12 protein-coding genes are annotated in these 15,544 nt (G+C 43.0%); all 12 read right to left on the bottom strand.

The window, feature by feature from the left end; all coding sequences use genetic code 11:
* Positions 1 to 31: 31 nt before the first annotated feature.
* The 12 genes from rplW to rpoB all read right to left on the bottom strand — a co-directional run bounded on the left by rplW (position 32) and on the right by rpoB (position 15,392).
* Positions 32 to 319 carry a 50S ribosomal protein L23 gene (rplW, locus tag ACZ07B_RS21455; protein WP_003156467.1) on the bottom strand — a complete coding sequence of 96 codons (288 nt, stop codon included), beginning with the start codon at positions 317 to 319 and terminating at the stop codon, positions 32 to 34.
* On the bottom strand, positions 319 to 942 hold the full coding sequence (gene rplD, locus ACZ07B_RS21450; RefSeq protein WP_004399658.1) for a 50S ribosomal protein L4: 624 nt from the start codon (positions 940 to 942) through the stop codon (positions 319 to 321). The genes rplW and rplD overlap by 1 nt, the downstream gene beginning before the upstream one ends.
* Before the next feature lie 27 nt (positions 943 to 969).
* Positions 970 to 1,599 (bottom strand): 50S ribosomal protein L3, encoded by a 630-nt coding sequence (gene rplC, locus ACZ07B_RS21445; protein WP_004399671.1) that lies wholly within the window; start codon positions 1,597 to 1,599, stop codon positions 970 to 972.
* Between the two features lie 39 nt (positions 1,600 to 1,638).
* Complete coding sequence (gene rpsJ, locus ACZ07B_RS21440) at positions 1,639 to 1,947, bottom strand: 30S ribosomal protein S10 (RefSeq protein ID WP_003156464.1); 309 nt, start codon at positions 1,945 to 1,947, stop codon at positions 1,639 to 1,641.
* Positions 1,948 to 2,183: 236 nt separating this feature from the next.
* Entirely contained in the window at positions 2,184 to 3,140 is a 957-nt protein-coding gene (locus ACZ07B_RS21435) for an alpha/beta fold hydrolase (RefSeq protein ID WP_137200532.1), read from the bottom strand.
* A gap of 98 nt (positions 3,141 to 3,238) precedes the next feature.
* Positions 3,239 to 4,429: an elongation factor Tu gene (tuf, locus tag ACZ07B_RS21430; protein WP_017695827.1), complete on the bottom strand. Its 1,191-nt coding sequence runs from the start codon at positions 4,427 to 4,429 to the stop codon at positions 3,239 to 3,241.
* 119 nt (positions 4,430 to 4,548) lie between these two features.
* The gene (fusA, locus tag ACZ07B_RS21425; protein WP_003235056.1) at positions 4,549 to 6,627 is read right to left on the bottom strand and encodes an elongation factor G; all 2,079 of its coding nucleotides are present in this window, start codon (positions 6,625 to 6,627) and stop codon (positions 4,549 to 4,551) included.
* Positions 6,628 to 6,680: 53 nt separating this feature from the next.
* The gene (gene rpsG, locus ACZ07B_RS21420) at positions 6,681 to 7,151 is read right to left on the bottom strand and encodes a 30S ribosomal protein S7 (protein ID WP_003225784.1); all 471 of its coding nucleotides are present in this window, start codon (positions 7,149 to 7,151) and stop codon (positions 6,681 to 6,683) included.
* Positions 7,152 to 7,192: 41 nt separating this feature from the next.
* A complete protein-coding gene (gene rpsL / locus ACZ07B_RS21415; protein WP_003225781.1) occupies positions 7,193 to 7,609 on the bottom strand; it encodes a 30S ribosomal protein S12 in 417 nt (138 codons plus the stop codon).
* Between the two features lie 113 nt (positions 7,610 to 7,722).
* Positions 7,723 to 7,971, bottom strand: coding sequence for a 50S ribosomal protein L7ae-like protein (locus ACZ07B_RS21410; RefSeq protein ID WP_003225778.1), 249 nt, complete (start codon positions 7,969 to 7,971; stop codon positions 7,723 to 7,725).
* 178 nt (positions 7,972 to 8,149) lie between these two features.
* The gene (gene rpoC / locus ACZ07B_RS21405) at positions 8,150 to 11,749 is read right to left on the bottom strand and encodes a DNA-directed RNA polymerase subunit beta' (RefSeq protein ID WP_004399688.1); all 3,600 of its coding nucleotides are present in this window, start codon (positions 11,747 to 11,749) and stop codon (positions 8,150 to 8,152) included.
* A 61-nt stretch (positions 11,750 to 11,810) separates the two neighbouring features.
* Positions 11,811 to 15,392, bottom strand: a complete 3,582-nt coding sequence (rpoB, locus tag ACZ07B_RS21400) for a DNA-directed RNA polymerase subunit beta (protein WP_009966326.1) — start codon at positions 15,390 to 15,392, stop codon at positions 11,811 to 11,813.
* Between the last annotated feature and the right edge of the window lie 152 nt (positions 15,393 to 15,544).

The raw sequence follows: 15,544 nt of genomic DNA, 5'->3' as shown, positions 1-15,544 counted from the left end.
TTTGAATTTCCCTCCTTCTTTTTACAGATAATTAAGCTTCAAAAATTTCGATTTCTTTGCTGTCTGCAGTAAGTTTTACGATCGCTTTTCTGCGACGGCTAGTCATACCAGTGTAGCGTCCGACACGTTTTGATTTGCCTTTGTAGTTCATGATGTTGACTTTATCAACTTTCACTCCAAAGATGCTTTCAACCGCGTCTTTCACTTCTGTTTTGTTAGCTCTTACATCAACTTCAAAAGTATATTTTTTTTCAGTCATTAAATCAGCAGAACGTTCAGTAATGACGGGGCGCTTTAGAACATCACGAGGATCTTTCATTATGCAAGCACCTCCTCTACTTTTTCAACCGCTGCTTTTGTAATCAGAAGCTTCTCGTGGTTGACAACGTCTAAAACGTTGATTCCGTTAGCTTCAACAACAGTAACTCCAGGAATGTTGCGAGCAGATAATGCTACTGCTTCGTTTGCATCCGCAGTTACGATTAAAGCTTTTTTCTCAACAGATAATCCTTTAAGGATAGCTGCCATTTCTTTTGTTTTAGCCGTATCAAGAGTAAGATCTTCAAGAACGATGATGTTGTTGTCGATCACTTTAGAAGACAATACTGATTTGATTGCCAAGCGGCGAACTTTTTTAGGTAATTTATAAGAATAGCTGCGTGGTGTTGGGCCGAATACGACACCACCTCCGCGCCATTGCGGTGAACGGATTGAACCTTGACGGGCACGTCCAGTACCTTTTTGACGCCATGGTTTACGACCTCCGCCGCGTACTTCAGAACGATTTTTTACTTTGTGAGTTCCTTGACGTAAGGAAGCTCTTTGCATAAGAATAGCGTCGAATACAACACTCTCATTTGGTTCGATACCAAATACAGAAGCGTTTAATTCGATGTCACCAGCAGTAGAACCGTTTTGGTTGTATAATGCTACTTTTGGCATAATCAATTTCCTCCTTTCCTAAGAGAATTATTTAGATTTAACAGCACTTTTAACAGTGATTAAAGATTTCTTCGCACCAGGTACGTTACCTTTGATCAAAAGAAGATTGCGTTCTGCATCAACTTTTACGATTTCAAGGTTTTGAACAGTGATTTGCTCTCCGCCCATACGTCCAGGTAATAATTTACCTTTGAATACACGGTTAGGATCTACAGGTCCCATTGAACCAGGACGACGGTGGTAGCGTGAACCGTGAGACATAGGTCCGCGAGATTGTCCGTGGCGCTTGATCGCACCTTGGAAACCTTTACCTTTAGATACTCCTGTTACATCTACGATTTCTCCAGCAGAGAAAATTTCAACCTTGACTTCCTGACCAACTTCATACGCATCCATTTCCACTCCGCGTAATTCTTTAACGAAGCGCTTAGGAGCAGTTTCCGCTTTTGCAACGTGCCCTTTTTCAGGTTTGTTAGAAAGCTTTTCACGCTTGTCGTCAAAACCAAGCTGGATTGCTTCGTAACCGTCGTTTTCAGCTGTTTTCTTTTGAAGAACAACGTTTGGAGCAGCCTCGATAACAGTTACCGGAATAAGATCACCATTCTCAGCGAATACTTGCGTCATACCAATTTTTCTTCCTAAGATTCCTTTGGTCATTCGTCACACCTCCTATTAAGATCATTCTATATTTTAGAATTAAAGTTTAATTTCGATATCGACACCAGATGGTAAGTCTAATCGCATAAGAGCATCAACAGTTTGTGGTGTTGGGTTCACAATGTCGATTAAACGTTTATGTGTACGCATTTCAAATTGCTCACGAGAATCTTTGTATTTGTGCACCGCACGAAGGATTGTGTAAACTGATTTTTCAGTTGGCAACGGAATCGGACCAGATACGCTGGCACCAGAACGTTTTGCCGTTTCAACAATCTTCTCTGCAGATTGATCAAGGATTCTATGATCATATGCTTTCAAACGAATACGAATTTTTTGTTTTGCCATTATTTTCCCTCCTTTTCGCCTACATCACGTTAGACAGTTCTCCGTGAGAAAAACCTGAACACCTTGCCATGGCAAAGCGGCCGGGTGTGTCAGCAACCTCTCACTTCATCGCAGTCAAAGACCAACATACACCATTATACAGAAAATAGGCGCATGTTGCAAGACTTATTTAAAATATGCATGGTTTGCACACTTTTTTTATTATACAGGGGTTTTTCTTATTTATCAAGGATCTATCATAAATGGTGTCGTGCATGCCGACTTAATGTGTTCGCGAATAATGATGGCTCCTCAATATGCGGGGTGTGAGCTGAATTCTCAAATTGAAACCAGCGCTTTTCAGGTGCCTCAAGTTCTTGATAATACTGTTTCGATATTTCAGCAGGAACAATTAAGTCATGTTTCCCTGAAATGAAAACACACGGTACTTTAATAGAAGGAACTGATGTAAAAGCATTAAACCGGTACAACTCATCAGTTAAATGTTTTTTACTGAAGCGCAATCCATTGAGGAAGCTGTGCATGTTCCGCACTCCATACTCATTGCCAGTAAGCATTTGAAATAATACAGCTAGAGATTGACGATGACGGTGAGTGAATCCTCCCCTGCTTAGCTCAACACAAAACCGATAGATAAGGTGCTGGATATCCTGCTTCCAAGGCGGAGCACCAATGAAACGTGTGAGGAAAGATAATATGCTGGCTTTTTTTGATTCGGAAATTTCACGAATATGTTGATAAGCAGTTGATTCTTCATCTTGCGGGTTAACAACCTGGCTGATTCCATAATACGTGTAAAATAAATCAGGACGCTGCTGCAGCACATGAAGCGCCAGTATTGATCCCCAAGAATGACCGGCTAGGTAAAGTTTTGATTTTGAAAAATGAGCTAAAAGCCATTGAGTGACTTGGATTGTATCTTTAATGAAGTGATTTATTGTCATAGAGTGATGCGAAATTCGCTTAGAATAAGAAAGCCCCGATCCTCTCTGATCCCAATGAACTACTGTAAAATACTGTTCCAGCTCTTTTTGATAATGTCTAACATATCCGATTTGCGACGTTCCCGGCCCGCCATGTAAAAAAAGCAGCAATGGATTTTTCACGTCAACTCCATTAATCATCAGCATTTGCCTTGTATTTCCAATGCTTAGTTCTTTCATGATTGCGATTGATTTCTTTTCAGGAATCATAAATATTAACCCCTCGAATATGATAGATCCTATTATACAAGAAAAAGATAAGCAAACAAAAAACGAGACCCGCAGGGGTCTCGTTTAAAATCATACTATTACTCAGTGATTGTAGAAACAACGCCTGAACCAACAGTACGTCCGCCTTCACGAATAGAGAAACGAGTTCCTTCTTCGATAGCGATTGTAGAAATAAGTTCAACGTTCATTTCAGTGTTATCTCCAGGCATAACCATTTCTACGCCTTCTGGAAGATGGATGATACCAGTTACGTCAGTTGTACGGAAGTAGAACTGAGGACGGTAGTTAGAGAAGAATGGAGTATGACGTCCACCCTCTTCTTTAGATAGAACGTAAACTTCAGCTTTGAATTTGCTGTGTGGAGTGATTGTACCTGGTTTAGCAAGTACTTGACCACGTTGGATTTCTTCACGAGATACACCGCGAAGAAGGGCACCAATGTTGTCACCAGCTTCAGCGTAATCAAGAAGCTTACGGAACATTTCAACACCTGTAACAGTTGTTTTCTTGTTCTCATCTTGAAGACCGATGATTTCAACTTCGTCACCGACTTTAACTTGTCCGCGTTCTACACGGCCAGTAGCAACTGTACCACGACCAGTGATTGAGAATACGTCCTCAACTGGCATCATGAATGGTTTTTCAGTGTCGCGTTCTGGAGTTGGGATGTACTCATCAACCGCATCCATAAGTTCGAAGATTTTCGCTTCGTACTCAGCGTCACCTTCAAGAGCTTTAAGAGCAGAACCTTTGATTACTGGTACATCATCACCAGGGAAGTCGTATTCGCTAAGAAGATCGCGAACTTCCATTTCAACTAGTTCAAGAAGCTCTTCGTCGTCTACCATGTCGCATTTGTTTAAGAATACAACGATGTATGGTACACCAACGTTTTTAGAAAGAAGGATGTGCTCACGAGTTTGTGGCATTGGGCCATCAGCAGCAGATACTACAAGGATAGCTCCGTCCATTTGCGCAGCACCAGTGATCATGTTTTTAACATAGTCAGCGTGTCCTGGGCAGTCAACGTGTGCATAGTGACGAGTTTCAGTTTCGTACTCAACGTGTGCAGTAGAGATTGTGATACCGCGCTCACGTTCTTCTGGAGCACCATCAATTTGATCGTACGCCATAGCTGTACCTTTACCAGATTTCTTATGAAGTACTGTTGTGATAGCAGCAGTTAAAGTTGTTTTACCATGGTCAACGTGTCCAATTGTACCAATATTGGCATGTGATTTGGAACGGTCGAATTTTTCTTTAGCCATTCTAAAATCCTCCTTAAGAGCTTTTAATTAGTAATGTATAGAGTGATAGGAAGTGAAAGAAAGCTTTCACTTCCTCATCTTACAATAGTAGTTATACTTGAGTTAAGAGGCAAAATCAATTATTCGCCTTTATTTTTTTTGATAATTTCTTCTGCGACGCTCTTCGGCACTTCTTCGTAGTGATCCATGTGCATAGTGAACGTACCGCGACCTTGCGTATTAGAACGAAGTGCAGTAGCGTAACCGAACATTTCAGCAAGAGGAACCATAGCGCGAACAACTTGAGCGTTACCGCGTGCTTCCATACCTTCTACGCGTCCGCGACGTGAAGTGATATCACCCATGATATCTCCCATGTATTCTTCTGGAATAACCACTTCTACTTTCATGATTGGTTCAAGAAGAACTGGGTTACATTTGCTGACTGCATTTTTCAATGCCATAGAAGCAGCAACTTTAAATGCCATTTCGTTTGAGTCAACATCATGGTAAGAACCGTCGAAAAGTTTAGCTTTAATGTCGATAAGCGGGAAGCCTGCTAGTACACCATTTTCAAGTGCATCTTCCAGACCTGCTTGAACAGCTGGGATATATTCACGAGGAACGACCCCACCGACAATCGCATTTTCAAATTCAAAGCCAGCGCCTTCTTCGTTTGGTTCGAATTCGATCCAAACGTGTCCGAACTGACCGCGTCCACCAGACTGACGTACGAATTTACCTTCAACTTTTGCACCGGTACGGAATGTTTCACGGTACGCAACTTGAGGAGCACCAACATTGGCTTCTACTTTAAATTCGCGTTTCATACGGTCAACAATGATATCAAGGTGAAGTTCACCCATACCAGAGATGATCGTTTGGCCAGTTTCTGGGTTTGTTTGAGTACGGAATGTAGGATCTTCTTCAGCAAGTTTCGCTAAAGCGATACCCATTTTATCTTGGTCAGCTTTTGATTTAGGCTCAATAGCAACGTCGATAACTGGTTCTGGGAATTCCATTGACTCAAGGATAACAAGATCCTTCTCATCACATAGAGTATCTCCAGTAGTTGTATCTTTTAGACCTACAGCAGCTGCGATATCCCCTGCGTATACAGTAGAGATTTCTTCACGGCTGTTAGCGTGCATTTGAAGAATACGTCCAACACGCTCACGTTTGCCTTTAGTAGAGTTTTTCACGTATGAACCAGAATCAAGTGTTCCAGAGTACACACGGAAGAACGTCAACTTACCAACATAAGGGTCAGTCATAACTTTAAATGCTAATGCAGAGAATGGCTCTTCGTCAGAAGAATGACGCTCAATCTCTTCATTTGTATCAGGACGTGTACCTTTGATTGCAGCAACGTCAGTTGGTGCAGGAAGGTAGTCAAGAACAGCATCAAGTACTAGTTGAACACCTTTGTTTTTGAAGGCAGAACCAACAAGAACAGGGTAGAATTCAACATTTAATGTACCTTTACGAATTCCTGCTTTTAACTCGTCAATTGTGATTTCTTCACCCTCAAGGTACTTATCCATAAGCTCTTCATCAAGCTCACATACAGCTTCAATAAGGCTGTTGCGAAGCTCTTCAGCTTGCTCTTTGTACTCTTCAGGGATCTCTTTTGCATCAGAACGAGTTCCGAGGTCATCTTCGTAGAAATACGCAACGTTTTCTACAAGGTCGATGATACCTTCGAAGTTATCTTCAGCACCGATCGGCAATTGAATTGCATGAGCGTTTGCTTGAAGACGGTCTCTTAAAGTTCCTACAGAGTAAAGGAAGTCTGCACCGATTTTGTCCATTTTGTTAACAAAAACGATACGCGGTACTCCATAAGTTGTTGCCTGACGCCAAACAGTTTCTGTTTGAGGCTCAACGCCTGATTGCGCGTCAAGTACAGCAACAGCACCATCAAGTACACGAAGAGAACGTTCAACTTCAACTGTGAAGTCTACGTGTCCTGGAGTGTCGATGATGTTTACGCGGTATCCTTTCCACTGTGCAGTTGTCGCAGCGGAAGTGATTGTGATACCACGTTCTTGTTCCTGCTCCATCCAGTCCATTTGTGAAGCTCCTTCATGAGTTTCACCAATTTTGTGGATACGACCAGTATAGAACAAGATACGTTCTGTAGTAGTCGTTTTACCGGCATCGATGTGAGCCATGATACCGATATTACGAGTTTTTTCTAAGGAGAACTCTCTTGCCATTGGGTAATTTCTCCTTCCTTATTAGGAAATTGTGTTTTGTTAATCTATAAATCCTACCAACGATAGTGAGCAAATGCTTTGTTTGCTTCAGCCATCTTATGAGTGTCTTCACGTTTCTTAACGGCAGCACCAGTGTTGTTAGCTGCGTCAAGGATTTCGTTAGCTAAACGCTCTTCCATCGTTTTTTCTCCGCGAAGACGAGCGTAGTTAACTAACCAGCGAAGTCCAAGAGTCGTACGACGTTCAGGACGAACTTCTACAGGAACTTGGTAGTTCGCACCACCTACACGGCGTGCTTTTACTTCAAGTACAGGCATGATGTTTTTCAATGCTTGTTCGAAAACCTCCATTGCATCATTGCCAGTACGTTCTTTAATGATATCGAATGACTTGTATAGGATTGTTTGAGACTTACCTTTTTTACCATCGATCATCATTTTATTGATTAGACGAGATACAAGCTTAGAGTTGTAAATCGGATCAGGTAAAACATCTCTTTTTGCTACAGGACCTTTACGTGGCATCTGAATATCCTCCCTTCATCAATTATGCGTATTTTCGTATATTATTTTGCTTTAGGTTTTTTCGTACCGTATTTAGAACGGCCTTGTGCACGGTTTTCAACTCCAGCAGTATCAAGCGCACCACGAACGATGTGGTAACGTACCCCTGGTAAGTCTTTTACACGTCCGCCGCGGATAAGTACAACACTGTGCTCTTGCAGGTTGTGACCGATACCAGGAATGTAAGCAGTAACCTCGATTCCGTTAGTCAAACGAACACGAGCATATTTACGAAGTGCTGAGTTCGGTTTTTTCGGTGTCATTGTACCAACACGAGTACATACCCCGCGTTTTTGTGGAGAAGATACGTTAGTGTGCTCTTTTTTAAAGCTGTTGTATCCTTTGTTAAGTGCAGGAGACTTTGAGTTTTCTACTTTACTCACGCGTCCTTTGCGAATTAGCTGATTAATTGTAGGCATGAATTTTTCCTCCCTTCATTACGTTTTATAACCCACATACCCAGGTGGTTCATCAAAAGGCAAAAAACAAGGTCTTTACACAAGATGGAATCTTACGCAAAAACAAAAGTACGTTATAAAATAATGGCAACAGCGGCTGCTCCTACCTCAATTCCGCAGGCTTTGCCGAGCTTTTTCATGGATTCAACCATTGAGACAGAGATACCTTGATCTTCAGCAAGTGAAACAACACTTGACGTGAGTATCGGATCTGCGTCTTTTGCAACGACTACTTCCTTTACTGAACCTCGCTTTAGAGCTTTCACTGTTTGCTTCGTACCAATAATAATTGATTTGGCCTGTGATACTTTATCATAAGACATAAACATATCCTCCAAAGTAACAGGTTTATTTCGAGCACCTTGGTTATATTATCATTCTAGGAGACGAATGTCAACAAGGTATGACATTTTTTAGATTCGTTCTTCTCATAGAGTGACTTTTTCATAAATATATCTGCTGAAAGACTGTTTTTGCAGTCTTTCAGCAGAATTAAATCAGTTATTCAACCGGAACCATATCGTCAGTCGGCTGAACATTTGATACTGGTTTTACTTTACGGTATTTCATCATTCCTGTACCAGCTGGAACAAGCTTACCGATGATAACATTCTCTTTCAAGCCGAGAAGCTCGTCACGCTTACCTTTGATCGCTGCATCTGTAAGGACACGTGTTGTTTCCTGGAAGGAAGCAGCAGATAAGAATGAATCAGTTTCAAGAGATGCTTTTGTAATACCGAGTAAGACAGGACGGCCTGTAGCAGGTCGATTGCCTTCAAGTAATACCTTTTTATTCGCTTCAGTAAATTGGTGAATATCAAGCAATGTACCTGGAAGCACATCAGTGTCACCGGCATCAATCACGCGTACTTTGCGAAGCATCTGGCGAACCATTACTTCTACGTGTTTATCACCAATTTCAACACCCTGCATACGGTAAACCTTTTGAACCTCATGGAGAAGATACTCTTGAACAGTCGTCAGGTCAGTCACTTTAAGAAGTTCTTTCGGATCGATTGAACCTTCTGTCAGTACTTGGCCTCGAGTAATTTTATCTCCTTCCGCTACTTTCAGGCGGGAGTTGTAAGGTGCTGTATAAGAACGTGTTTCCACTGCGCCTTGAACCACAATTTCCTGTTGCTTATCACGAACTTCATTGATCTCAACGACTGTACCGTCGATTTCTGTAATTGTTGCCTGACCTTTCGGATTACGCGCTTCGAAAAGCTCTTGGATACGCGGAAGACCCTGTGTGATATCGTCTCCGGCAACCCCGCCTGTATGGAATGTACGCATTGTTAACTGTGTACCAGGCTCACCGATTGATTGGGCAGCAATGATTCCGACAGCTTCACCGACTTCAACATCGGAGCCAGTTGCAAGATTTCGGCCATAGCATCGTTTACATACACCATGAGGCGTATTACATGTGAAGGCAGAACGGATCCACACTTCTTCAATGCCGGCCTCGACAATCTCCAGTGCTTTATCTTCATCGATCAGTTCGTTTTCATTCACAAGCACTTCACCTGTTTCAGGGTGCTTCACTTGTTTTCTTGCAAAACGTCCGATTAAGCGTTCTTCTAAGCGCTCAATTGTTTCAGTTCCTTCTTTAAGAGGCTTAGCAAGAATGCCTCGGTCAGTTCCGCAATCAGTTTCACGAATGATAACATCCTGCGCAACGTCAACGAGACGGCGTGTAAGGTAACCTGAGTCAGCAGTTTTAAGAGCGGTATCGGCAAGACCTTTACGCGCACCGTGTGTGGAGATAAAGTACTCCAATACTGTCAGACCTTCACGGAAACTTGATTTGATCGGCAACTCAATGATACGTCCAGCCGGGTTGGCCATCAGGCCGCGCATTCCGGCAAGCTGCGTAAAGTTAGATGCGTTACCACGGGCACCAGAGTCACTCATCATGTAGATCGGGTTGAGTTCATCAAGTGATTTCATCAGTTTGCCTTGGATAACGTCTTTTGCAGCACTCCAGATAGAGATGACTCTCTCATAGCGTTCTTCTTCAGTGATAAGACCGCGGCGGAACTGCTTCATAACGTTGTCAACTTTGCTTTGCGCTTCTTCAAGAATTTCTTGTTTATCATCGAGTACGACGATGTCAGAAACCCCAACTGTAATACCAGCTTTTGTTGAATATTTGAAACCTAGGTTTTTCATGCGGTCAAGCATTTTAGACGTTTCCGTGATATGGAATCGTTTAAAGATTTCCGCGATGATTTTACCCAGAATGCCTTTTTTAAACGGCGCATTGATTGGCTGCTGTGCGATAACAGCTTTAACGTCAGCACCTTTTTCTAAGAAGAAACGGTCAGGTGTTTTTTCTTCAATGTTGCTCTTCGTTGGTTCATTCATGTAAGGGAATGATTCCGGAAGAATTTCATTGAAGACAAGCTTACCGACAGTTGTAATTAACAATTTTGAGCGCTGTTCTTCGGTAAATGTCACATTCTTAAGTGAGTTAGCTGCAACAGCTACTCTCGTATGAAGGTGAACATATCCGTTTTGATAAGCAAGAAGCGCTTCGTCTGTATTCTTGAAGACCATGCCTTCACCGACAGCACCGGCACGCTCAAGTGTCAGGTAATAGTTACCTAGTACCATATCCTGAGACGGTGTTACAACCGGTTTACCATCTTTAGGGTTCAAGATGTTTTGAGCAGCAAGCATCAAGATGCGTGCTTCAGCTTGTGCTTCAGCAGATAATGGTACGTGAACCGCCATTTGGTCACCGTCAAAGTCAGCGTTGTAAGCTGTACATACGAGCGGGTGAAGACGGATTGCGCGTCCTTCAACAAGCGTTGGTTCAAACGCCTGGATACCTAATCTGTGAAGTGTAGGGGCACGGTTCAGCAGTACCGGGTGCTCCTTAATAACTGATTCTAGTACATCCCAAACTTCAGGCTGTACGCGCTCAATTTTGCGTTTCGCACTCTTAATGTTGTGAGCAAGACCTTTTTCAACAAGTTCTTTCATAACGAAAGGTTTGAAAAGTTCAAGCGCCATTTCCTTCGGTAATCCGCATTGGTACATTTTCAAATGAGGACCAACAACGATTACAGAACGTCCGGAGTAATCGACACGTTTACCAAGAAGGTTTTGACGGAAACGGCCTTGCTTCCCTTTCAGCATGTGAGAAAGAGATTTTAACGGTCTGTTACCAGGACCTGTTACAGGGCGTCCGCGGCGGCCGTTGTCAATTAGGGCATCGACAGCCTCTTGAAGCATACGCTTTTCGTTTTGAACGATGATGCTAGGCGCACCAAGGTCCAAAAGGCGTTTCAAACGATTGTTACGGTTGATGACACGACGATAAAGGTCATTCAAATCAGAAGTCGCAAAACGTCCGCCATCTAGCTGAACCATCGGTCTAAGCTCCGGAGGAATAACAGGAAGCACATCAAGGATCATCCAAGAAGGCTTGTTTCCTGAGTTACGGAAGGCTTCTAAAACTTCAAGACGTTTGATCGCACGAGTACGGCGTTGTCCTTGTGAAGTTTTCAGCTCTTCTTTTAACATATCAACTTCTTTTACAAGATCGATATCTTGAAGAAGTTTATGAATTGCTTCAGCACCCATAGATGCTTGGAATTTATTACCGTATTTATCAAGATAAGCACGGTATTCTTTCTCAGACAGAAGCTGTTTCTTTTCAAGCGGTGTATTCGCCGGATCAGTTACAACGTAAGAAGCAAAGTAAATGACTTCTTCTAAAGCACGAGGTGACATATCCAGCACAAGACCCATACGGCTTGGAATACCTTTGAAATACCAAATGTGGGAAACTGGGGCAGCCAGTTCAATGTGCCCCATTCTCTCACGACGGACTTTAGCCCGTGTTACTTCGACTCCGCAGCGGTCACAAACTACGCCTTTATAACGAACTCGCTTGTACTTCCCGCAATGACATTCCCAGTCCTTAGTCGGTCCGAAAATGCGTTCGCAGAATAGACCGTCCTTTTCAGGTTTTAACGTACGATAGTTTATCGTTTCAGGCTTTTTCACTTCACCAAAAGACCATGAACGGATTTTATCTGGTGAAGCAAGACCGATGTTCATATACTCAAAATTGTTCACATCTAGCAAGGGGCCTACCTCCCTTTTTATCTTCGGATTAACCGATGTCACTTGCCTTTATAACTAGAGATTATTCTTTTGTTACTACATCGCGTTCAACGTCTGCAGATGCTGTTTCTTCCGGCTCTTCATCACCTGATAATGCCAGGCCGTCAGCTTGTTTCGCATCTTCTTCGTCTTCTAAATCTCTCATTTCTATTTCTTCTTCATCACCAGAAAGGATTTTGACATCCATACCTAAGCTTTGAAGTTCTTTGATTAATACTTTGAATGATTCCGGAACACCTGGTTCAGGAACATTGTCGCCTTTAACGATGGCTTCGTATGTTTTCACACGTCCAACCACGTCATCAGACTTAACAGTCAGAATTTCTTGAAGAGTGTAAGCCGCACCGTAAGCTTCAAGTGCCCAAACCTCCATCTCACCAAAACGCTGTCCGCCAAATTGCGCTTTACCGCCAAGAGGCTGCTGCGTAACAAGTGAGTAAGGACCTGTAGAGCGTGCATGAAGTTTATCGTCAACCATGTGAGCTAGTTTGATCATGTACATGATACCGACAGATACACGGTTATCAAACGGCTCTCCAGTACGTCCGTCGTAAAGCACTGTTTTGGCGTCACGAGACATGCCGGCTTCTTCAAGTGTTTCCCAGACATCCTCTTCTCGCGCTCCGTCAAATACAGGAGATGCAATGTGAATGCCAAGGTAACGAGCGGCCATACCCATGTGAAGTTCCAATACCTGCCCGATGTTCATACGTGATGGTACGCCCAGCGGGTTAAGCATGATATCAATTGGTGTGCCGTCAGGAAGGTAAGGCATATCCTCTTCAGGAAGAATCTTAGAGATAACACCTTTGTTACCGTGACGACCGGCCATTTTATCCCCTTCAGAAATCTTACGTTTCTGAACGATATATACGCGTACTAACTGGTTAACACCTGGAGGAAGTTCGTCTCCGTCTTCACGGTTGAAGACTTTAACGTCATGGATAATTCCGCCGCCGCCGTGAGGCACACGAAGAGAAGTATCACGAACCTCGCGGGCTTTCTCGCCAAAGATGGCGTGAAGAAGGCGTTCTTCTGCAGTCAGTTCAGTTACGCCTTTAGGCGTTACTTTACCAACAAGAAGATCTCCGTCTTTTACTTCTGCCCCAATACGGATGATTCCGCGGTCATCAAGATTGCGAAGCGCATCTTCACCGACGTTTGGAATATCGCGAGTGATTTCTTCAGGTCCAAGTTTCGTATCACGTGCTTCTGATTCGTATTCTTCAATGTGGATAGATGTATAAACATCATCCTTCACTAGGCGTTCACTCATGATGATGGCATCCTCATAGTTGTAGCCATCCCATGTCATGAAGCCGACCATTACGTTACGGCCAAGTGCAAGTTCACCAAGCTCCATAGAAGGACCGTCAGCAAGGATTTCTCCTTTTACCACTTCATCGCCGACACTTACGATCGGACGCTGGTTGTAGCACGTACCTTGGTTAGAGCGGACAAATTTCAGCAGGCTGTATTTATCCAGGTTTCCTTTTACTTTTTGACCGTCTACTTCTTCATAACGGCGAACCCAAACGTTTTTCGCTTCTACGCGTTCAACGATACCAGGGTGTTTACAAATAACAGCGGCACCAGAGTCTTTTCCTGATACGTATTCCATACCAGTTCCAACAAATGGCGCTTCCGGCTGCATCAAAGGCACAGCCTGACGCTGCATGTTCGCTCCCATGAGGGCACGGTTGGAGTCATCGTTTTCTAAGAACGGGATACATGCTGTCGCAGCAGATACAACCTGCTTAGGCGATACATCCATGTAGTCTACACGATTTCTGGAAACAACGGTGTTCTCCCCGCGGAAACGAGCTACGATGCTGTCATCAATAAAGGCGCCTTCGTCATCAAGACGAGCATTCGCTTGAGCGACAACATAGTTATCCTCTTCATCAGCAGTTAAGTAATCGATTCTGCCCGTTACCTTCCCTGTTTCAGGGTCAACGCGGCGATATGGCGTTTCAATAAAGCCAAAACGGTTTACTTTTGCATAAGATGATAGTGAGTTGATCAAACCGATGTTCGGGCCCTCAGGCGTTTCAATCGGACACATACGGCCATAGTGGGAGTAGTGAACATCACGCACTTCCATTCCGGCACGCTCACGTGTCAATCCGCCCGGTCCTAATGCTGACAGACGACGCTTGTGCGTTAATTCAGCAAGCGGGTTCGTCTGATCCATGAATTGAGAAAGCTGTGAGCTTCCAAAGAACTCTTTAATGGACGCAATAACAGGACGAATATTGATCAGCTGCTGAGGCGTAATTGTATTCGTATCTTGAATTGACATTCTCTCACGAACCACACGCTCCATACGGCTTAAACCGATACGGAATTGATTCTGGAGAAGCTCGCCTACAGAACGTAAACGGCGGTTTCCAAGATGATCGATATCATCTGTGTCGCCTACTCCGTGCAGCAGGTTGAAGAAGTAGCTGATTGAAGAAATAATATCAGCAGGCGTGATGTTTTTAATCTCTTCTTCGATGTAAGCATTGCCGATTACATTAATAACCTGTTCTCCTTCTTGATCAGTCGGAGCAAAGATTTTAATTGATTGAAGAGTCACTTCATCTTCAACAACGCCGCCATTCGGATACAGCTTTCTGAAACCGATTCCGTTTTCTAAGTATGGCAGTACTTTATCAAGTGTTCTTCTATCAAGAATCTGGCCTTTTTCAGCAAGGATTTCTCCTGTTTCAGGATCAACAAGCGTTTCAGCAAGTCTCTGATTGAAGAGGCGATTCTTAATATGAAGTTTTTTATTAATTTTATAGCGTCCTACATTGGCAAGATCGTATCGTTTCGGATCAAAGAAACGAGAATCAAGCAAGCTTTTCGCATTTTCTACTGTAGGCGGCTCTCCAGGACGGAGACGCTCGTAAATTTCCAGCAACGCTTTGTCGCTGTTTTCTGTGTTATCTTTATCAAGCGTATTTCGCAGGTATTCGTTTTCTCCTATGAGATCAAGAATCTCTTGATCGGAGCCGAAGCCGAGAGCACGCAAAAGAACCGTAACCGGCAACTTACGTGTGCGATCAATGCGGACATAAACAACATCTTTCGCATCAGTTTCGTATTCTAACCATGCGCCACGGTTTGGAATGACAGTTGCGGTAAAACCTTTTTTACCGTTTTTGTCTACTTTACCACTGAAATATACACTTGGAGACCGAACAAGCTGGGAAACGATAACGCGTTCCGCACCGTTAATGATAAAAGTACCTGTATCTGTCATAATAGGGAAATCACCCATGAAGACATCTTGGTCTTTTACCTCTCCAGTTTCTTTGTTAATTAAACGAACCTTCACTCTTAGCGGAGCTGAGTAAGTCACATCACGTTCTTTTGATTCCTCTACAGGATATTTAGGCTCACCTAAACTATAATCAATGAACTCAAGAGAGAGGTTACCAGTGAAATCCTCAATTGGTGATATGTCTTGAAACATCTCTCTAAGACCCTCATCAAGAAACCACTGATAAGAAGAGGTTTGAATTTCAATGAGATTTGGTAATTCTAACACTTCGCTAATGCGAGCATAGCTTCTGCGCTGGCGGTGTCGTCCATACTGAACTAGTTGACCTGTCAACTGATTCACCCCTCAAATCATGCGTATTATATGTGTAATAAGCATTTCTTCCAAAGAAAGAAAATACTTTTACAAGACAAAAGAAAAAAGGGTTTCTAATTAAGAAAACCACATCCAAAAACAAATACCGATTTTATTAGCATTTCCATACT

The sequence above is a fragment of the Bacillus sp. 9.4 genome, from assembly GCF_055486415.1.
The sequence above is the reverse complement of the archived record's forward strand: the minus strand, read 5'-3'. Positions and strand labels throughout refer to the sequence as shown.